Genomic DNA, 20,271 nt, shown 5'->3' on the forward strand with positions numbered 1-20,271 from the left:
CCGGGTGGTTCTGCTGATCCGTGCCGGGGGGATTACCGGCGCAGGCGCTCGCCCGCGGGGCTGCGGGGAACGGGCACACGGGAGAGGATGTGTGCCAGCAGGCCGGACGGCGTTTCGCCGGAGGTGGTTGCCTTGCGGTCCAGGATAAGGCGGTGGGCCAGGACGGGGTCCGCAAGGTGGGAAATGTCGTCCGGCAGGACAAAGTCCCGTCCCGCCAGCGCTGCGTGCGCCTTGGCTGCCCGGAGCAGCTGCAGCAGGGCACGGGGGCTGGCTCCGAGGCGGAGATGCGGGTGTTCCCGGGTCGCCTGGCCAATGGCCACCGTGTATTCCTTCACCGCGGCGGAGACAAAAGTGTCCCGCACGCGCGCCGTCATGGCAGCAACTTCACCGACGTCGACGACGGCGGAGACAGCGTCCAGTGGAGAGGTGGACTGATGGCTTTCAAGCATTTCGATTTCGGAGCGGGTATCCGGGTAGCCCATGGAAATGCGGGCCATGAACCGGTCACGCTGCGCCTCGGGCAGGGGATAGGTCCCCTCCATTTCGATCGGGTTTTGGGTGGCCACCACCATGAAGGGCTCGGCCAGCCGGTAGGTCCCGCCGTCGACCGTTACCTGTCGTTCCTCCATGCATTCCAGGAGGGCGGACTGGGTTTTCGCCGAGGCGCGGTTGATTTCGTCCCCGATCACGATGTTCGCGAAAATGGGTCCCTGGCGGAACTCGAAACGGTGGGCGTCCTGGTTATAGATGGACACGCCCGTGACATCGGAAGGCAGCAGATCGGGAGTGAACTGGATCCGGGTGACGGAACAGTCGATGGTGCGTGCCAGCGTCTTGGCAAGGAGGGTTTTTCCGACCCCCGGGACGTCCTCCAGCAGGACGTGGCCCTGGGCGAGCAGCACGGTCAGGACCAGAGAGGCTGCTTCCTTTTTCCCGTCTATTACGGTGTTGACCGCGGCAAGGATGCTTGAGGCGGCTTCGGCGAATGCTTCGGCACTGTAGGGCGATCCTGGGGCGCGATTCCATGCAGCCGGTTGCGCGGGAACTGCCGTGCCCGGTGAATCACCGGCAAAGCGTGCGGCGGCTGCAGCTGGATTTCGAGCGTCCATGGATACCTTCCAAGCGTCGGGAATCGCAGTCGGAGCCCGAGGGGAAGGTTCCGGTGCTACAGGCCTTCCGCCGGTTCGGCGGCGGCCTCATGTGAATACAGGTTACAAGCTCACTTAAGGTTAAAGACATGTGCAATGACAGTGGTTATGTTCCGGGCGAAATCCCTGCGGCCTATCTGGACTTCGCGTCCGGCACGGGAAAATCGTATCCTCCCGCCCCGGAGCCCCTTCCGGTGCCCGTGATCGACAACCATACACATTTGGACTTTGCCCCGGGCAAGGCCGGCACCGCGGGAGTTCGGGCGGCCATGGATGCTGCCGGGGCGGCGGGGGTCCGGGCAGCGGTGCAGGTGGGCACGGATCTGGAATCCTCCCGTTTCACCGTCCGGGTGCTGGACGAGGAACCGCGGCTGCTGGGAGCGGTGGCAATCCATCCCAACGACGCTCCGGTGCTGGCTGCAGAAGGAACCCTGGACGCGGCGCTGGAAGAGATTGAAACGCTGGCCGGTCATCCGCGGGTCCGCGGCATCGGCGAAACCGGGCTGGATTACTTCCGCACCGGTGCCGACGGCGTGGAACGGCAGCAGTATTCCTTCCGCCGGCATATCGACATCGCCAAACGGCTCGGACTCGCACTGCAGATCCACGACCGGGACGCTCATGAGGACGTTGTCCGTGTCCTGCTGGAGGAAGGGGCCCCGGAGAACGTGGTCTTCCACTGTTTCTCCGGTGATGCCGAGCTGGCCAGGATCTGCAACGAGCACGGCTGGAACATGTCTTTTGCGGGAACCGTCACCTTCAAGAATGCCGGGAATCTGCGTGAGGCGCTGGCGGTGGCCGACCGCCGCCTGCTGCTGGTCGAAACCGATTCACCCTTCCTGACTCCGCATCCGTTCCGGGGCAGGCCCAATGCAAGTTATATGGTGCCCTACACGGTCCGGTTCATGGCCGCGGAGCTCGGAGCGGACGTCGCTGAACTGGGAACGGAGCTGGTGGAAAACACCGTCCGTGTTTACGGTTCATGGGATTAGCGGAGCTGTGATCGATTCCACAACCGGTGCGGGGACCACTTGGATCAGCCAAAACCCGGCTTGCCCTCAGATCACGGTTCGGTTACGGTGGGGACCTATTAGCCGGGGTCGGGGAAGGCGCCGGAACTGATATCGAACCACACACCGTCCTGTGAACGGGTGTGCGCCCGCTTCGTCTGAAGCAGTGCGCCACACCTGTGCCCTGGTGCGGCAGAGGTTCCTTGCCTGCGCACAAAGTCGCCCCGTGAGATCCGGGGACAACGGCTGAAACGCGCCCTGATCCCCGTGCCCGGAAACTATGAACGTTTGGGATTCCGTGGCACATGCACTCGTGAGGCGTGGGGTAAAACTCACCGGGCAGGCCGTTGTGATGGTCGCCCTGATTCTGGGACTGGTGGCGTTCGTCGGCACCAACAAATCTGTTGTATTAAGCGTCGACGGCCAGAGCAGTGACGTCAAGACGTTCGGTGGAACCGTCGCCGAAGTACTTTCCAAGGCAGACGTTCAGGTCACTACAGCAGACCGGGTGAGTCCGGACCTGGCCACCGAAGTCACCGATGGAACCCGGATTGAAGTCTTCAAGGCCAAGACCGTGGACGTGACGCTGGATGGCGAAGGCCACACCGTGAGCACCACCGGCCGGACCGTTGCGGACCTGGTCTCGGAACTGAGGGTCGCTTCCAATTCGGCCGTGTCGGCCTCGCTGGACACAGCGCTCGCCGGGCTGGAAGATCCGCTGTCGATCTCCACCCCGAAGACGGTCACCATGGTGATCGACGGCAAGTCCTACAACCGTCCCACCACGGCGGAGACCGTGGACGAGCTGCTCGATGAAGCGGGCATCACGCTCGCAGCTACGGACCGCCTCTCGGCTCCCGGAACCGCCGCACTGGTGGACGGCATGGCGCTGAAGATCACCCGCGTCACGGCCGGCGAAAAGGTTACCGTCACCGAACCCGTGCCGTTTGAGACCGCTGAAGTGCCGGACCCGAACCTCTACGAGGGCGAGGAGAAAGTGACGGTCAAGGGAACACCCGGCGAGAAGGCCACGGTGTTCGAGACCAAGCTTGTTGACGGCCGCGAGGTCAGCCGTACCCTGGTGAGCGAAACCGTCTCCGTGCAGCCGGTTGAAGCGAAGATTGCCGTAGGCACCAAAAAGAAGGAAGCCAAGCCTGCCCCCGCACCCGCTGCGTCTGCCTCGCCGGGCGGCTCCGCTCCTGCCGGCGGCGCCTGGGCCGCTTTGGCCCAGTGCGAGTCCGGGGGAAACTGGCACATCAACACCGGCAACGGGTATTCCGGCGGCCTGCAGTTCAGCGTCTCCAGCTGGCTCGGCGCCGGCGGCGGCCAGTACGCCCCCATCGCAGCCGGGGCCACCCCGGAGCAGCAGATTGCTGTGGCCGAGAAACTTCGGGCCAACGGCGGCTGGGGCCACTGGCCGGCCTGCGCATCCAAGCTGGGGCTGCTCTAGCCCCGGGCACAGTCATCATTCGTTCTTAGCTGGGTTGGCACGCGCTGACCAACGCAAGCAGCGGAACGAGAGGACCGGAACCTGTCATCAGGTTCCGGTCCTCTGCGATTAACGGGTCCTTCCTGCGCGCTTATCCGGTCCTGGCGCTTAACCCGACGGGCGTTCCCGCCCGTGCCTGATTGGCCAGCCGGGCGGCATGTCCGGCCCGGTCCAGGGCACCGGCCGCTGAAAACGCTCCGGCGCTGTCATCCAGCAACTGCACCGCCGTCCCCATGTCTCCCAACGCGGCGCGGCTCAAACCCAGGTGCAGCGCCACTTCTGCGGCACCCTGGGGGGACAGGGCGGTCCGGCGGCCGTACACGTCAGTGAGGACCTGTATGGCGGATTGGTGGTTGCCGGACAGCTGCAGCCACCTGCCCCTGCTGTGGAGGTTCTCCAACACGTCTTCTTCGGTGCCGCCCAGCACGGACAAGGCTGTTTCGGCGTGGTCCATGCACTGGCTCGTGGCGGCGTCGTGCAGTCCTTCGGCCAGGCGTACGGCAGCCGAAGCGCGGTTGAAGGCGGCCCAGGTCTCCAGATCCGCGTCGGGCGTCAGCAGGGACGCGGCTTTGGCATGATGCCTGAGTCCGGCAGCTGTGTCACCCCGGCGAAAGGCGACGTTGCCCACCGCCCAATATCCCTTTCCAGCCGTCTGCGGATCCGATGCTGCATCCAGCAGCGGAAGCAGCAGGGTCCGGCAATGCCCCCAGGCTTCGTCCTGCAGGCCGCTTTCCGAGAGTGCCGCGACCAATGCCTGGTACACCTCGATGAGTTGATCGATGTTCAATCTCTGGATCAACCCCAGTTCCAGGGCACGCCTGGCGTGGGTGACGGCGTCGGCCAGTCGTCCGGCCCCTTGGCATGCCGCGGCGAGCAGCGTCTCAACCTGCGGACGCAGCGGCTGCCCTCCGGCTGCCAGCGGGTGGTGTGCCAGCAACTCCGCTTCGGCCAGGCATGCCGTGTAGTCATGCAGCCGCCGCAGGCAGGCAGCGGCAAGAAGGGACATTTCCCACCACCCGGTGGGATCCCCTTCCGCCAGCGCCGCGTCCGCCGCCAACTGGGCTTGCCTGCGTGCCCCGGTGTAGTTCCGCTCGTCCCAGGCCTGAGCGGCGGAAAGTTCCAGGAACAGGCGGCTGTCCGAGCCCGCGGAAGGTTGAGGATACCCGGGCACCACGGTCAGCCGTTCCGCCAGGAAGCGGATGGCCCCGCCGCCGGGCTCCCGCCGTCCTTTTTCCAGCGTCGAAATCTCACGTGCCCGAAACACATTTCCGCCAAGCTCTTCTTGGGTCAGGAATCGTTCCGTGCGCACTGCTTGCAGTCGGTTTCCGAAGAATTTGCCCATTGCGATTACCACCGTTCCCGGCCTGAGGGAGACTTGAAGAGTGCCTCGGCAGGAATGCTACCGAGCGCCATTAAGGGGCGGCAGGGTGGTTGCCCATTCTGGAAGGGAAACACCATGAAGAGGAACATATGTGGTCTGAACTGGGCATTCCCCGTTGGCAACTGGCCTGACTGACGGCCCATCCTGTGCGCAGGTACGGCGACCCAAAGTCGTTCAAGCCCGCTAGAGCTGCGCACTCAGCCGGCGGGTCGCGGACGAACCCTCCAGAGCTGCGCACTCAAGTGGCAATTCCCGGACAAGTCCGCCAGAGCTGCACACTTAGCCGGCAATCCGCCTGAGTGTGCACCTATGGTGACATTGAACCGGTGCCAGCCCATCCTGTGCGCAGGTACGGCGACCTAAAGTCGTTCAAGCCCGCCAGAGCTGCGCACTCAGCCGGCGGTTCCCGGACGAACCCGCCACACCTGCGCACTCGTTGCCGGGTGCGCCGCCAAAGGGTGCATTTTTGCGCAGACCCGGGAACCGCCCGCTGAGCAGTCACCGCCTTCGCAGGCCCCCGGTTCGAAGCCTCCGCTCGGCTAGTATTGCTAAGTGACTGAATCCGCCTCCGCTTCCCGTCCTCCGGTCAAACCGCTGCTGGGTGCTACTGACATCCGCGCCCTGGCCGACGAGCTGGGAGTGCGCCCCACCAAGACCCTGGGCCAGAACTTCGTGATCGACGGCAACACCATCCGGCGCATCGTCGCCGCAGCCGCAGTCGGCCCCGAAGAAACCGTGCTGGAAGTCGGGCCCGGACTGGGATCGCTCACGCTGGGACTGCTGGACGCTGCCAAGTCCGTGGTCGCCGTCGAAATTGATCCCGTGCTGGCCAAGCGTCTGCCGGCAACCGTGGCGTCTTGGCGGCCCGAGAAGGCGGACCAGCTGCACGTGGTCCTCGGCGATGCCATGCGGATCACCGAGCTTCCCGTTGAGCCCACGGCCCTGGTGGCGAACCTGCCGTACAACGTGGCGGTGCCCGTGGTGCTGCACCTGCTGGAACGCTTCCCCTCCCTGCAGCACGGCCTGGTCATGGTCCAGGACGAAGTTGCCGACCGGCTGGCAGCGGTCCCCGGTTCCAAGGTCTACGGCGTTCCGTCCGTGAAGGCCGCCTGGTACACCACCATGCGCAAAGCCGGCGTGATCGGCATGAACGTTTTCTGGCCCGCGCCCAAAATCGCTTCCGGGCTGGTCGGCTTCACCCGCCACGACCCTCTGCCCACCACTGCCACCCGCGAAGAGGTCTTCGCCGTCATCGACGCCGCGTTTGCCCAGCGCCGCAAGACCCTGCGGGCAGCGCTGTCCGGCTGGGCCGGCAGCCCGGCCCAGGCGGAAAACGCGCTGGTTGCGGCCGGGGTTGACCCGCGCGCCCGCGGCGAAGTCATCGACATCCATGCCTTTGCCCGGATTGCAGAGGCCAAGGGTACGCCGGCGCCGGCGCACGCCGAGAATCCGTCCGGTCCGGAGACCGAAGCACTGCCCGACGGCGAAGCGTCCTAACGCTGGCTCCGGCGGCCGCATTAACGACGCGGCCCGCCCTTCCTCTAAGTTGGAAGATATGAGCGCAGCGAAGTTTTCATCCGCACAGCCCCCCACGGCAGCCCCTGCTTCCGTGTGCGTCCGCGCCCCGGGGAAGATCAACGTTTCCCTGCGCGTCGGCCCGCTCCGGCCCGACGGCTACCACGGCGTTGCCAGCGTTTACCTGGCGGTCTCGCTGTTCGAAGAGGTGCGGGCCACAGTCACTGAAGGTCCGGACATCACCGTGACGGTGGACAGTGACGGCGCCCTGCAGGTGCCGGTGAAGGACATTCCCCTCGGGCCGGACAACCTGGCTGTGCGCGCGGCCCGGGCACTGGCCGGGTACGCGAAGAATCCCACCGGAGTGCACCTGCACATCACCAAGCGGGTTCCGGTGGCCGGCGGCATGGGCGGCGGCTCGGCCGACGCCGCCGCGGCACTGGTTGCCTGCGACGCTCTGTGGAACACGCATCTTTCCCGTGAAGAGCTGGCCGGCATCGCCGCCGGACTCGGCGCCGACGTTCCCTTTTCGCTGCTCGGCGGCACCGCCGTCGGCCTGGGCGTGGGGGACCGGCTCACCCCGGCCATTTCCAAGACGCCCCTGCACTGGGTGCTCGTCGCCTCGGACGTCGGACTTTCCACTCCGGGTGTCTACGGCGCCCTTGACGCCCTCCGCGAGGAGGAACAGCTGCAGGCCGAGGAACCCGCGGAAGTGGATCCCGCGATCCTCGCCGCCATGCGTTCCGGGAACGCACGGGACCTCGCAGCCGTTATGACCAATGACCTGCAGGCCGCCGCGCTCCGGCTGGCTCCGGACCTGGCGGACCTGCTGGGCACCGGCAAACGCCTCGGGGCGCTGGCGGGCATGGTCTCCGGTTCCGGCCCCACCGTTGCGTTCCTGGCCGAGGACGCGCCCGCGGCAGCGGAGCTCGAAGCGGCACTGCGCGCCGAAGGGCACCGTGCCCTCGCCGTCGAGGGACCGGTGCACGGAGCCCGGCTGGCGACCGCCGCCGGCTGACTTTTCCATCTTCGAACCATTTTTGAACATCAGTTTTTTGAACATCAGAAGAAAGTAGTACCGATTGGCACACCTGCTTGGTGCTGAGAACCTCAGCATTTCCTTTGGCACCCGCACGATCCTGGACGGGGTTTCCCTGGGCCTGGAAGAAGGGGACCGGATTGGCGTTGTCGGCCGCAACGGGGACGGCAAGTCCACCCTGATGCGCCTGCTGGCCGAGCGGCAGACGCCCGACGACGGCCGGGTCACCCGCCGCCGCGACGTCACCGTGGGCTATCTGGACCAGTCCGACGTCCTCGACGGCGACCTCACCGTGGGCCAGGCCATCGTGGGCGACGCGGCGGACTACGAGTGGGCGTCCAACGCCCGCATCCGCGACGTGATGAGCGGCCTGATCCAGGAAGTGGACTGGAACGCCGCAGTTTCCTCGCTGTCCGGCGGGCAGAAGCGCCGCGTGGCACTGGCCAAGCTCCTGACCGGGGACGACGACGTCGTCATGCTGGATGAGCCCACCAACCACCTGGACGTGGAGGGTGTGGCCTGGCTGGCCCAGCACTTGAAGAACCGTTGGCGCGCCGACGCCGGCGGCCTGCTCGTGGTGACCCACGACCGGTGGTTCCTGGACGAAATCTGCACGCGTACCTGGGAAGTCCACGACGCCGTCATCGACCCGTTCGACGGCGGTTACGCCGCCTACGTGCTGGCCCGCGCCGAGCGTGACCGCATGGCCAACGTGGTGGAGGGCAAGCGCCAGCAGCTGGTCAAGAAGGAACTGGCCTGGCTGCGCCGCGGCGCCCCGGCCCGCACCGCCAAGCCCAAGTTCCGCATCGAAGCGGCCAACAACCTCATTGCCGACGTGCCCGAGCCCCGGGACACCCTGTCGCTGAACAAGATGGCCACCGCCCGCCTGGGCAAGGACGTGCTGGACCTCGAGGAAGTGTCCCTGACCCTGGGCGACACGGAGCTGTTCAAGAACATCACCCTGCGCCTGGCCCCGGGGGAGCGCCTGGGCCTGGTGGGTGTCAACGGCGCCGGCAAGACCACGCTGCTGCGCCTGCTCAACGGCGAAATTGAGCCGACCAAGGGCCGGCTGAAGCGCGGCACCACCGTGCAGACGGCGGTGCTGACGCAGGAAGTCAAGGAACTCGACGAGGTGGCGGACATGCGCGTCATCGAGGTCATCGAGAACGAGAAGCGGGTCTTCAGCGTGGGCGGCCGCGAACTCTCCGCCGGCCAGCTCGTGGAGCAGCTGGGCTTCAACGCCCAGCGCCAGTGGACTCCCGTGAAGGAACTGTCCGGCGGTGAGCGCCGCCGGCTGCAGCTGCTGCGCCTGCTGGTGGGAGAACCGAACGTGCTGATGCTCGATGAGCCCACCAATGACCTGGACACCGACACCCTGGCTGCCGTGGAAGACGTCCTTGACGGCTGGCCCGGCACGCTTGTTGTGGTGTCGCACGACAGGTACCTGCTGGAGCGCGTCACCGACCATCAGATGGCGCTGCTCGGCGACGGCAAGCTTCGGGGCCTGCCCGGCGGCGTGGACCAGTACCTGGAGCTGCGCAACGCGGCCCTGATGGCCAACTCTTCGGCATCCACGGCGGCCCGCGGATCCTCGCAGGCTGCCCGTGCCGCCGCGGCCGGGTCCTCACGCCCCGGTTCCGGCGGCGGAGTTGCGACGGCGGCGGCCTCCGGTTCCTCCGAGGCTGAGAAGCGGATCGCGAAGAAGGACCTGACCCGCATCGACCGTCAGATGACCAAGCTGAAACAGCAGGTGGAGAAGGTCAACGCCCAAATGACGGCCGCCACGGAGAAATCCGGCGGCGCCGACTTTGAGCAGCTGGCGGAGCTGAACAAGAAGCTGCAGTCACTGGCGGCGGACCAGGAGGACCTGGAAATGCAGTGGCTCGAGGCCTCGGAAAAGCTCGACTAGGGCTCGTCGTCGTTGTTGCCGTTGCGCTTACTGTGGTGCCGGGCCTAGATGCAGCTCGGCCAAGTGGTTGTTTTGGTATGAGATGAAAAGCCGCCCGCCGGACATCACGCCTATCTGGGTGCCGAAACCGGTTTTCCCCAGAACGGACCGGGTTCGCTCTTTGACATCGATGAGCAGGACGATGTCGCCGGAGCTGTGAACAATCTTGCTGGTGCCCGGAATGCGCAGGGCACGGGCACTCTGGTATCCGGGACGGGCAGTGCGGTTGCGCACCGCCAGGGTCTCCTGCAGCTTGCCCTTGGCTGGCTCCAGAGCCAGGAGCCCGTTGATGGTGGCGACGTAGAGAACGCCGGCAATCAGGATGGGGGAGTACAGGTCCCGGTGGCCTTTGATATACGAGGTCCAGACTGTTCGGCCGGTGCGGGCGTTGTAAGCGAAGACGCACGCATCGCCCGGATGGTCATCGACGCCGTAGCCGCCGCGGCCGGACGTGGTGCCGTAGGCGATGTCCCCGTAGCCGGTGAGGCCGACTATTGACTGCTCGGGGATGAATTTGTTCAGCACCGTTTCAAGCTCGTTTTTTACGGGATCAATGATGACCAGTGCTCCTCCGCGAAGTCCATACTCCGGAACTGTCCCGGCCAGCACTTTCCCTGCGGCCGCCGTCCACGCAAAGGGGCGGGATTGCATGTAGGGGTCCCGCAGGGTGGTGATGTGGTCAAACGCGGCATCGCCCTCGTTGATTTGGCGGCGGTCAAAGGAGTAAAGCTTCGCGGAGCCGTAGGAACCTGCATAGAGGCGGTTCCGGTCATACTGCATGAGGTGTTCAATCTGGGATATGCCCTCGGTGCCCGGGGACTGCCAGCGGGTGTCCGTGCCGGGATCGAGGGAAGCGAGTCCCTTGCCCTGGTAGCCGCCGAAATACAGCAGGCCATGGTCGGAGCCGATCAGGGATTGGATGGCGAAGGACCCCCTGCTGACCTTGGGACTGACGCGGCGGGTTTCTTTGGCGCTCTTCACGGAATATGCAGCGGTCACAGGTTTTCCGGCGTGGTTCCCGGCCACCATGATCCTGTCTCCCAGCACCAGGACAGAGCGTGTGAGGCCCATATCGACGGGGCAGAGGACCTGATCCTTCATGGTGGCGGTGTCCGTGAGTACCAGGGATGACTTCGCGATCCGCCAGGTTGTGGTGCCGGTGCCTTCCGCGAATGCGTAGGAAGCGGACCGCTGTTCCGTTCCCCATCGGCGTGTGACCGGGTCGTAAACGAAGCAGCGGGTCTCATTGTCGGTGTCCTCGGCGAAGACGAAGAGTTTGTCCCCCCGCACGATGATCCGATGGACAAAGCCGGTCCGTCCGGCACTGGGAAGCGGGATGACGGTCCGCTTCTGGGGGGTTGCCTGGGCGAAGGACACAATGTGGGGATTGCGTGACCCGGTGCCGGCGAAGACAGTGCCTTTCCAGATTCCGATGGCACGCACGTAGTCCGTCACCTCGTCAAAAGCAGTGAACGAAGTGAACCTTCGGGCGCCCGGATCCCACGTCCAGGTGATTCCGTTTGGGTAGGACCCTCCCCAGATCTTTCCTGCCGGGCCAAGGGCGAGGCCTGAAACGAAGGTGGCTTTCGGGGCAACCTGGCCGAGCGAGACCAACTTGCGGCCCGCAAACGTCCACCTGAGAAGTTCACCGCCGCACCCCGCATAGATGGCCCCCTTAGCCGGATCCCAGAGGAGCCTGGAGGAGATTTTCTCCCCCGCAGGTGTGTTGGCTACGAATTCCTGTTTGCCGGTGGCCGCGTCGCATACCTGGAACTGGTTGGTGTCACCGGCGGTTGCAGTGATCAGTTTGGGCACTCCGGCGGGATCCGTCACCAGGAGCATATCCAGGAAGGACAACGCCGTGAAGACGTCCTTGTACACCCGTTTGATCCCGGCGCCCGGAGCAATACTCCGCAGTCCAGAAAGAGCGGAATCCACTGTCGCCGGCATGGAAACCGGTCGTCCCGCGGCCGAAGCGGCTACCGGCGGTCCGGCTGCCGCCAGGAAACCGGCTGTGGCCGCCAGCGATAACGCTGAGCGTCGGGTGAGGCTGGCTGAGTTGCGCATGTCGTCCTTCGGGAAGGGTGTTCACGTTTAGTGTTCCTCCGAGTTGTCGAAGGCATATCAGACGCGCCGGGGGGACGAAAACAGAAAGGGGCCGGAACGGCATGGCCGGGGTGGCAATTCGATGTGGAAGCTGCCGGCCCTCCCGCAGCCGGCTCAGGTCCCCGCAAGCATTTGCGGCAGAATGTGATCGCGCAGCAGCGGTGAAATGTCGTCCCGGTCCAGCGCCTGCGCCGGATCCATCCAGAGCAGTTCCTCGATTTCGGCCGCGGCCGCCGGCTCGTTCGCCGAATCTCCGCTGAACACCGGCAGGGTATAGGCAAACAACCCTGCATCGATGAAGGTGTTCTCCTCATTGGCGGCCGGGCCGTACCAATCACCGAGGACTTCCAGATCCGTCTCCGAAATCTGCAGGCCGAGTTCTTCGCGCATCTCCCGGACCGCCGCGGCGCTGTAGGATTCCCCGGGCTCGAGCTTGCCGCCGGGCTGCATGAACTTGCTCGTTCCGCGTTTGCGGACCAGGAGGATCCGGCCCTCCGGGTCGCGCACCAGAACGGCGGACAACGTCAGGACCACCGGAGCTTCGGTGCGCATATGGCGGAGTTCGGGATCCTTCTGCAGCCCGGTCAGGCCGTTCCAGGACAGGTTGATCAGGTGAGCCGCCACCGTTGCCTTGTCCGGCGTGCGGGCGTCCAGCCACCACTGGCCGGTCATGGCGACCATGCCCACCAGCATCTGGGCGTACATGCCGCCCACCTCGGCGCTGAGCCCGCGGTTGCCGAACTCCTTGGAAAGGATGTGCTCCACATGGCTGGTGACGCGGGACAGCAGGGTGGCAAAGGTGCCTTCAGGCTGCGACGGCGGGGCGTCCCGGACCAGGATGCGGAAACCGTCGCTGTGAGATTCGATATAGTCCAGCATCGCGTAGGCAGCGCGTTCAATCAGGATGCGGGGACCGGCGTCGGCGCCGAGTGCGTCGGTAATGACGGCGAGCAGCCGGTTGAACTCGGCATCAACCACTTCGGTGTAAAGCGCCTCCTTTGACCCGAAGTGCTCATAGACCACCGGTTTGGAGACGCCCGCAGCGGCGGCGATGTCTTCGATGGTTGCTCCGTCGAGCCCGCGCTGGGCAAACAGGCCACGGGCAACCTCGATAAGCTGTGCGCGCCGTTGCACGCCTGTCATGCGCAGGCGTGCTCCGCCAGCCGGGTTTCTTGCCACCCCCACAGTCTAAGGCCTGTCCCCGGAACGGGTTTTGTGTGTCCCGGGGCGGGCGCGGCATGACACCCTCAGTGGCCCAAGTCGCGCCGACATCGGCAGGCATGGCAAACTAAACTCTTGTGTGCGGGGGAACCTGCGCATTTTCCGCCCTGGTGTAATGGCAGCACCCCGGCCTTTGGAGCCGTGGAGTATAGGTTCGAATCCTATGGGCGGAACGGCAGGAGCACCGGTGTTATCCGCTCGCCAGCCCCTCCCAAACCAGCGGCCGTACCACCCCAGGAGCGCTACTTCGTGACCACGCAGGATTCCAAATCCACCGAAAGCGCCCTGAGCGGCGGACCCGCAGCTGTCATAGTGCTTGCTGCCGGAGCCGGCACGCGGATGAAGTCCCGGACACCGAAAATCCTGCACCCGGTCGGGGGAACCTCCATGGTCGGCCACGCCCTGGCCGCGGCCCAGGCGCTGGCGCCCCGCGCCCTGGCCGTGGTGGTCCGGCACGAGCGGGACCGGGTGGCGGAGCACGTTGCCGCCGCCGCCCCCCAAGCCGTGATCGTGGACCAGGACGAGATTCCCGGCACCGGCCGCGCCGTCCAGGTGGCACTCGAGGCCCTGGACGCCTTTGCACAGCTGGAGGGCACCGTCGTCGTGACCTACGGGGACGTGCCGCTGCTGGAAGCGGACACTCTGCGGGAGCTCGTGGCCGTGCACCAAATTGACGCCAACGCCGTCACCGTGCTCACCGCCCGGCTCGATGATCCCACCGGCTACGGCCGGATCCTGCGCGCCGAAGACGGCACCGTCACCGCCATCGTGGAGCACAAGGACGCCGACGACGCCCAGCGCGCCATCACCGAAATCAACTCCGGCATCTACGCGTTCGACGCCGCCGTGCTGCGCACTGCGCTGGCCGAGGTCACGTCGGACAACTCCCAGGGCGAGATGTACCTCACGGACGTTCTTGGCCTGGCCCGGGCACGCGGCGGCCGCGTGGCCGCCGTCGTCACCGATGATTTCTGGCAGGTGGAAGGCGCCAATGACCGCGTCCAGCTGGCGGCCCTGAACGCCGAGCACAACCGCCGGAACCTCATCCGCTGGATGCGCGCCGGAGTCACCATTGTTGACCCCGCCACTACCTGGATCGACGCCGGCGTCACGCTCGCCGAAGACGTCACCATCCTGCCGGGCACCCAGCTGCACGGCACCACCGCGGTGGAGCGCGACGCCGTCGTCGGGCCGGACACCACCCTCACCAACGTGATCGTGGGGGAGGGCGCCAAGGTGGTGCGCACCCACGGTTCCGAAGCCCGCATTGGTGCCGGGTCCGACGTCGGGCCCTTCGCCTACCTGCGCCCCGGCACCGTGCTGGGTGCCAAGGGCAAGATCGGCACCTTCGTGGAAACCAAGAACGCCAACATCGGCGCCGGGTCCAAGGTTCCGCACCTGTCCTATGTGGGGGACGCCACCATTGGGGAGCAGTCCAACATTGGTGCGGCCTCCGTTTTCGTGAATTACGACGGTGTGAAGAAGCACCACACGACCATCGGTTCGCATGTCCGGATGGGCAGCGACAACATGTATGTGGCCCCCGTTACGGTGGGCGACGGAGCGTACAGTGGAGCTGGAACGGTGGTCCGCAAGGACGTTCCGGCCGGCTCCCTGGCCATCAACGTAGCGCCGCAGCGCAACCTCGACGGCTGGGTGCTGACCAACCGTCCGGGGACCGCCGCAGCCGATGCGGCGGCTGCAGCGGCCGCCTCTGTTCCGGACACTGATGTCACACCCTCTTCCTGAAAAAACTGATTCCCCCACGCGAGAAAGCGATCATTAATGAGCAGCGAGATCACCGCACAAGGTGAAAAGAAGCTTGTCCTTGCCACCGGCCGGGCACACCCGGAGCTGGCCGAGGAAATCGCACGCTGTCTCGACACGGACCTGCTGCCACTGGCGTCCTACGACTTCGCCAACGGCGAGATCTACGTCCGTCCCGGAGAGAGCGTCCGCGGCACCGATGCCTTCGTCATTCAGGCCCACCCGGCGCCCATGAACAACTGGCTGATGGAACAGCTGATCACGGTCGACGCGCTGAAGCGCGCGTCCGCCAAGCGCATCACCGTGGTGTCCCCGTTCTACCCGTACGCACGCCAGGACAAGAAGGGCCGCGGCCGCGAGCCGATCTCGGCCCGCCTGATCGCCGACCTCTACAAGACCGCCGGCGCGGACCGCATCATGAGCGTTGACCTGCACACCTCGCAGATCCAGGGCTTCTTTGACGGCCCGGTGGACCATCTGATGGCCATCCCGCTGCTGGCGGACTACATCCGCACCCGCGTGGACGTTTCCAACGTCACGGTGGTGTCCCCGGACACCGGCCGTGTCCGTGTTGCCGAGCAGTGGGCCGAACGCCTCGGCGGTTCCCCGCTGGCTTTCGTGCACAAGAGCCGCGACCTGACGGTGCCCAACCAGGCTGTGTCCAAGCAGGTTGTGGGCCAGGTTCAGGGACGCACCTGCGTGCTCATCGATGACATGATCGACACCGGCGGAACCATTGCCGGAGCCGTGCGCGTCCTGATGGAAGCAGGCGCCAAGGACGTCATTATCGCAGCCACGCACGCCGTGCTCTCGGAGCCGGCTTCCCGCACGCTGGCTGAGTCCGGTGCCCGCGAAGTAGTGGTCACCAACACGCTGCCGATCCCCGCGGCCAAGCGGTTCGAGCAGCTCACCGTGCTGTCCATCGCACCGCTGATCGCCCGTGCCATCAAAGAAGTCTTCGAAGACGGCTCCGTCACCAGCCTCTTCGACGGCAAGGCATAGTCTCTCTTCCGCTGCATTACCGCGCTGCCCGTTCAACCTTCGGCTCCCTTGGAGCCGCGGTTCGAACGGGCAGTGCTGTGCTGGTAGGATTGTCTGCGATGCCTAGGCGAGGGAGAGGCCCGGAAAGATTCGGGCAATACTCCGTTATCGACGGTGGCTGGCAACTTCTGACTGCATCTGCGGAATCTTTGATCCGCAGGATGCAGCACTGTTCCCATACCGGCGCCTTCGTCCCGGCAACCACGGAACATCCAATATCAGGAGTTTGAAATGTCTGAGCAGAAGCTCGCAGGAACCGTCCGCACCGAATTCGGCAAGGGCGCGGCCCGCAAGGCACGCGTTGCCAACATGATCCCCGCAGTTATCTACGGCCACGGCGAAGATGTCATGCACATCCTGCTGCCCGCCAAGGCAACCACCCTGGCAGTCCGCACGGCCAACGCCCTGCTGGAAATCGACGTCGACGGCGAATCCCACCTGGCCCTGGCCAAGGACATCCAGCGCGACCCGATCAAGCAGATCATCGAGCACATCGACCTGCTGACCGTCCGCAAGGGCGAAAAGGTTGAGGTTGAGGTCAACGTCCACGTTGACGGCGAACTGGCTCCGGGCACCGACGTCTACAACCAGGAAGCCAACACGGTTCTGGTGTCGGCCGACGCCACCAACCTGCCGGAAACCATCGTGGTCAGCATCGAAGGCCGCGTCGCCGGCGAGCACATCTACGCCAAGGATCTGGAACTGCCGGCCGGCGTTGAGCTGCTGCTGGATCCCGAAACCATGATCATCAACATCTCCGAAGCCGCCGTCCAGGACCTGGGCGCACCGTCGGATGAGCAGATCGCCGTTGCAGCTGCCGAAGTTGACGCAGAGGTCTAATTCACTTCCGGGGTCTGCTCCCGGTAACGGAGCCGTCCGGTTCTTGTCGAAGGAGCAGTACCTGCAGTGAACAGCAACACCTGGCTTGTAGTCGGGCTCGGGAATCCCGGGCCCGGCTACAGCCGTAACCGGCACAATGTTGGCCAGATGGTTCTCGATGAGCTGGCGTCCCGGGTGGGCGGAAATTTCAAGAGCCACAAGTCCAGGGCGCAGATCCTTGAGGGCCGCCTGGGCATCGGCGGGCCGCGCGTCATCCTGGCCAAACCCCAGACCTACATGAACCTTTCCGGCGGCCCCGTGTCGGCCCTGGCCAAGTTCTTCGATATTCCGGCAGACCACATAGTGGCCGTGCACGATGAGATCGACATCCCGTTCAACACCATCAAACTGAAGTCCGGCGGCGGCGAAGGCGGCCACAACGGGCTCCGCGACATGAGCCGCGCCCTGGGCACCAAGGACTACTGCCGTGTCCGTGTTGGTGTCGGCCGGCCGCCCGGACGCATGGAGACAGCGGATTACGTCCTGAAGGACTTTTCCTCCGTCGAAGCGAAGGAACTGCCCTTCCTGATCGGCGATGCGGCCGATGCTGTGGAGCTGCTGCTGACTGAGGGCCTCACGGCGGCGCAGCAGAAATTCCACTCCGCGGCCTGACCGAGGCGGGTTCGGGCCTCCGGAGGAGCGGTTACCGGCGCCCGCAGGTAGTGCGCCAGTAAAAGACGGGTACGGCTCCCGTCACGCCAAACGGCCCGGCACCCATTGTTGGGGGCATGCCCCGGGCCTAGAATCGAATCATGCCTTCGGGCACTAAAAGCTGGGGCCGGCGTCGGGAGGCCTCCGAGACTGGGCCACCCCCATCCCGGCGCCGGTCCCTTTTACACAATAACCGGGTGTCTGGCTGTTTTTTTGCCGGGCGCCCGGTTTTTTGCGTCTGCGGGCGTCCGGAGCGGAAGCCGCTGACAAGGATGTCCATGCGTTTGTATGTGGACGAAACCCGGCAGGGGGCGTACTCTCACTTGCAGTAACCGGCACTCTTACCGCAGTGATCTGACAATTCAGGCGCCCGACAGCATTTCCAGCTGCCGGGCCGGGTGAGCGGTGTGTGGGTGCAGAAGTCGCGGGGGGCCGCGGGGGGCGTGGACTAAAAATGTTGCCTGTTGTTACGCAAGAACCGTTGTGCCGCCTTGTCGGCCGGGAGACGGCGCTCAAGGTGCTGGCCGAGGCCCTTGAAGCGGGCCGCGGCGGTGCCGTGGTGGTGGGTCCCACGGGTAGCGGGAAAACAGTCCTGAGCCGCGCTGCAGCAGCAGACCCCGATTTTTACGCGATCACCATCCGAGGAAGCCACGAGTCGGGGAAAACGTCGTTCGGAGCGTTGGCCTGGCTGATCTCGGACCTGCCCGAAGGGCTCGCCTCCCGCCCCGCGCAGCTGCTGCAGGAGCTGGAGCGCCTGCTGCTGGAGCGGGCTGAAGGAAAACGGATTCTCCTGTTGCTGGACGGGGCCGATCTCCTGGATGGGCTCACCGTTATGGTGGTTTCACAACTGGTGCGGCGCTCCGTGGCCACCGTTCTGGCCACGGTGGAGAACCTGTATGGATCAGCACCCGAGTTTCAGGCGCTCTGGACTGAGGGGCTCCTCCACCGAGTGGACCTGACAGCCCTGGAACTGGAACAGACACGTGAACTGATGGAGGTCCTCCTGCAGGGACAGGTGTCCTCCGCCGCAGCGCATGCTTTGCAGCGGCATTCCGGGGGGAACCCCCACCTGATCACGCTCCTCACCCGGGAACAGGCCGGCGAGGGGGCCCTGGTGGAGCAGAACGGCGTTTGGGTTTTGGCCAAGCCGCTGGTGTTCTCCGGACAGGTTGCTGAAGTGATGACCGTGCGGCTGAAACGGCGGCTGCCCGCGGAGCGTGCCCTGATTCAGCTGCTGGCACTCTCCGGTGAACTGCCGCTGAACGCGGTTCTCCAGCTGGTTCCGGCGGAAACAGTGGACACGCTGGAAGAGGAACGGATGGCGGAAGTGACCGCGGCCGGAAACATCAGCCTGGGCGCTGAAACCTCCTCCGAAGCAATCGCCGCAAGCATCCCTCCGGGGAGGAGCCGGGAACTCTGGGAAGAAGTATCGGCCATCTTGGATCCCGCCAGCCTGGGGCCGTCCGCGCTGCTCGGTTTTGCCCGCTGGACCCTGGCATGCGGCGGCAAGCTGGATCCGCAAACCGCCCAGCGCGCAGCCGCATTGTCCACATCTTCCGGGAACCCCGACGAAGCACTCCGGTATGTCCTTTCCATTCATCGGGAGCAGCGCACTGAGGCGATGGTGTTGGAGGAGGTGCGCGCACTCTCTGCGTTGGGGGAATATCGCAGCGCCCTGGACTCGGTGGAGCGTCTCATGGAGATGGACGGCTCTGATCACCCGGACTCATGGGCGAAGCTTTTGTGGTACCGCGTTAGTCTGTTGAGGATCCTTGGATGCGGGGATCCTCTGGAGGTATTGGAGCAGGCACGTTCGGTGGTCCTTCCTCAGGAAGCGGACCGGAAGAAGAGAGCGGCGCTGGTGCAGCTGGTGCACGGCACCCTGGCCATTGACACCGGGTGCCTGTCGGATGTGCCGCCGGGGCTCGGGGACATCGCATCGGATCCGGCGCTCCCGGCCGCAACCCGTGCCCTCGCCGGTGCGCTGCAGGCACAGTTTCTGGCCTTGTCCGGCCGGGCCGATCAAGCGATGGAACTGCTCGACGCCCAGATGGGGGAGATGACCGGCGATTTCCCTCTCCCGATGAGCGAAGCCATCTCCATCCGTGTTTTTCAAGCCCTGATTGCGGCCGGAGAGTATGCCCGTGCCTCGGCACTGACGGACCAGCTGTCGGACGGCGGGAGCCCGCACACTTTTTGTGGAAGCTCCGCCGACGTGGCTGCCGGGATGGTGCATGCCCTCTCGGGGGAGGCGGACAAAGCCCTTAGGCCGCTGGCGTCGGCCATGGGTCAGCTGCAACTGGGTGATCCCTCGGATACATTGCCGACGGTCCTGTCGCTGGCGGCCTATGCGCAGCTTCTGCTGGAGCACCCGGAGGAGGCCGCACGCCTTTCCGGAAACGTCGCCGACTACCGGTGCCAGCCGCCGGCACAGTTTGAATTGGTGGCAGGGCTGCTCCGGGTACAGGTGGTTTTGGCCGGCAACCCGCAGCAGCTTTGCGGCGAATTGCGTTCCATGGCGCGCAGTCGCCTGGACCGCGGACTGGTGGCGCCGGCCCTCGAGTGCCTGGCCGCGGCGGCGCGGCACGGGGACGCCAAAGCAGCAATCGAACTGGCCGAGGCCGCTGCTCAAGCCAGCGGCCGGTGGGCCAGGGTGCTTTATTGTTTCGGTGCCGGGCTGGACCGGAGCGACTCCGCGCTGCTGGTGGAAGCGGCGGAGGAAGCGTTCCAGATGGGAAACGTCCTGCTGGCCAACACCGCCGCGCGGCAAGCGCTCGTGCATCTGACCGGCCGCACAGGCAAGGCAGCCCGGGTCCACGCCCGGAACGCCCTGAAGGTTGAACATCTGAGCTTCCGTGAACTCCGGGTTTCCAACACTGTTGAGGCTCGGATGAAGACCTTGACACCGTTCGAAGCTGAAATTGCCCGCCGAGCTGCAGGCCCTGCAACGCGGGCGGAAATCAGCAAGGCGCTGAACCTCTCACCCCGTACCATCGACTGGCATCTGGGTAAGATCTTCGACAAGCTGCACGTTTCGGGACGAACGGAGCTCGCAGAGGTTCTGGGATAGCGCTGA

Annotated in this window: 14 protein-coding genes, 1 tRNA gene and 1 pseudogene; 11 read left to right on the plus strand and 5 right to left on the minus strand. The window is 65.4% G+C overall.

Translation table 11 applies throughout. From position 1 onward, the window contains the following. Window positions 1–32: 32 nt before the first annotated feature. Window positions 33–1,109, minus strand: coding sequence for an AAA family ATPase (locus MUG94_RS04785; RefSeq protein ID WP_227908015.1), 1,077 nt, complete (start codon window positions 1,107–1,109; stop codon window positions 33–35). A gap of 128 nt (window positions 1,110–1,237) precedes the next feature. Here MUG94_RS04785 and MUG94_RS04790 point away from each other — a divergent pair, with 128 nt between their 5' ends. Continuing rightward, window positions 1,238–2,140, plus strand: coding sequence for a TatD family hydrolase (locus MUG94_RS04790; protein WP_227908016.1), 903 nt, complete (start codon window positions 1,238–1,240; stop codon window positions 2,138–2,140). A 370-nt stretch (window positions 2,141–2,510) separates the two neighbouring features. Then, on the plus strand, window positions 2,511–3,608 hold the full coding sequence (locus MUG94_RS04795) for a resuscitation-promoting factor (RefSeq protein WP_227908017.1): 1,098 nt from the start codon (window positions 2,511–2,513) through the stop codon (window positions 3,606–3,608). Between the two features lie 130 nt (window positions 3,609–3,738). Here MUG94_RS04795 and MUG94_RS04800 read toward each other — a convergent pair whose 3' ends face one another. Further along, window positions 3,739–4,956 carry a helix-turn-helix domain-containing protein gene (locus tag MUG94_RS04800; protein WP_227908018.1) on the minus strand — a complete coding sequence of 406 codons (1,218 nt, stop codon included), beginning with the start codon at window positions 4,954–4,956 and terminating at the stop codon, window positions 3,739–3,741. A 624-nt stretch (window positions 4,957–5,580) separates the two neighbouring features. On the opposite strand from MUG94_RS04800, the gene rsmA reads away from it, so the two are divergent. The 3 genes from rsmA (at window position 5,581) to MUG94_RS04815 (ending at window position 9,491) form a co-directional block, all read left to right on the plus strand. Continuing rightward, the gene (gene rsmA / locus MUG94_RS04805) at window positions 5,581–6,525 is read left to right on the plus strand and encodes a 16S rRNA (adenine(1518)-N(6)/adenine(1519)-N(6))-dimethyltransferase RsmA (RefSeq protein ID WP_227908019.1); all 945 of its coding nucleotides are present in this window, start codon (window positions 5,581–5,583) and stop codon (window positions 6,523–6,525) included. A gap of 58 nt (window positions 6,526–6,583) precedes the next feature. Beyond that, window positions 6,584–7,561, plus strand: coding sequence for a 4-(cytidine 5'-diphospho)-2-C-methyl-D-erythritol kinase (locus MUG94_RS04810; protein WP_227908020.1), 978 nt, complete (start codon window positions 6,584–6,586; stop codon window positions 7,559–7,561). 64 nt (window positions 7,562–7,625) lie between these two features. Further along, complete coding sequence (locus tag MUG94_RS04815; protein ID WP_227908021.1) at window positions 7,626–9,491, plus strand: ABC-F family ATP-binding cassette domain-containing protein; 1,866 nt, start codon at window positions 7,626–7,628, stop codon at window positions 9,489–9,491. A gap of 27 nt (window positions 9,492–9,518) precedes the next feature. Here MUG94_RS04815 and MUG94_RS04820 read toward each other — a convergent pair whose 3' ends face one another. The 3 genes and pseudogenes from MUG94_RS04820 to MUG94_RS04830 form a co-directional block, all read right to left on the minus strand. After that, the gene (locus tag MUG94_RS04820) at window positions 9,519–11,597 is read right to left on the minus strand and encodes a ligand-binding sensor domain-containing protein (RefSeq protein WP_227908022.1); all 2,079 of its coding nucleotides are present in this window, start codon (window positions 11,595–11,597) and stop codon (window positions 9,519–9,521) included. Between the two features lie 153 nt (window positions 11,598–11,750). Beyond that, window positions 11,751–12,188: an NUDIX hydrolase gene (locus tag MUG94_RS04825; protein ID WP_227908118.1), complete on the minus strand. Its 438-nt coding sequence runs from the start codon at window positions 12,186–12,188 to the stop codon at window positions 11,751–11,753. A 3-nt stretch (window positions 12,189–12,191) separates the two neighbouring features. Then, window positions 12,192–12,779: pseudogene (locus MUG94_RS04830) on the minus strand (TetR/AcrR family transcriptional regulator); the annotation flags it as partial. A gap of 179 nt (window positions 12,780–12,958) precedes the next feature. Between MUG94_RS04830 and MUG94_RS04835 the strand changes: the two are divergent. From MUG94_RS04835 to MUG94_RS04860, 6 genes are all read left to right on the plus strand, one after another. Continuing rightward, window positions 12,959–13,030, plus strand: a tRNA-Gln gene (locus tag MUG94_RS04835). Between the two features lie 76 nt (window positions 13,031–13,106). Beyond that, window positions 13,107–14,606 carry a bifunctional UDP-N-acetylglucosamine diphosphorylase/glucosamine-1-phosphate N-acetyltransferase GlmU gene (gene glmU, locus MUG94_RS04840; protein ID WP_227908023.1) on the plus strand — a complete coding sequence of 500 codons (1,500 nt, stop codon included), beginning with the start codon at window positions 13,107–13,109 and terminating at the stop codon, window positions 14,604–14,606. Window positions 14,607–14,642: 36 nt separating this feature from the next. Next, window positions 14,643–15,626: a ribose-phosphate diphosphokinase gene (locus MUG94_RS04845; RefSeq protein WP_227891416.1), complete on the plus strand. Its 984-nt coding sequence runs from the start codon at window positions 14,643–14,645 to the stop codon at window positions 15,624–15,626. A gap of 270 nt (window positions 15,627–15,896) precedes the next feature. Beyond that, window positions 15,897–16,505 carry a 50S ribosomal protein L25/general stress protein Ctc gene (locus tag MUG94_RS04850; RefSeq protein WP_227908024.1) on the plus strand — a complete coding sequence of 203 codons (609 nt, stop codon included), beginning with the start codon at window positions 15,897–15,899 and terminating at the stop codon, window positions 16,503–16,505. Window positions 16,506–16,571: 66 nt separating this feature from the next. Continuing rightward, entirely contained in the window at window positions 16,572–17,156 is a 585-nt protein-coding gene (gene pth, locus MUG94_RS04855; protein ID WP_227908025.1) for an aminoacyl-tRNA hydrolase, read from the plus strand. 520 nt (window positions 17,157–17,676) lie between these two features. Beyond that, window positions 17,677–20,265: a helix-turn-helix transcriptional regulator gene (locus tag MUG94_RS04860; RefSeq protein ID WP_227908026.1), complete on the plus strand. Its 2,589-nt coding sequence runs from the start codon at window positions 17,677–17,679 to the stop codon at window positions 20,263–20,265. Window positions 20,266–20,271 lie beyond the last annotated feature (6 nt).

It is taken from the genome of Arthrobacter gengyunqii (assembly GCF_023022985.1).
GTDB classification, from domain to species: Bacteria; Actinomycetota; Actinomycetes; order Actinomycetales; family Micrococcaceae; genus Arthrobacter_B; species Arthrobacter_B gengyunqii.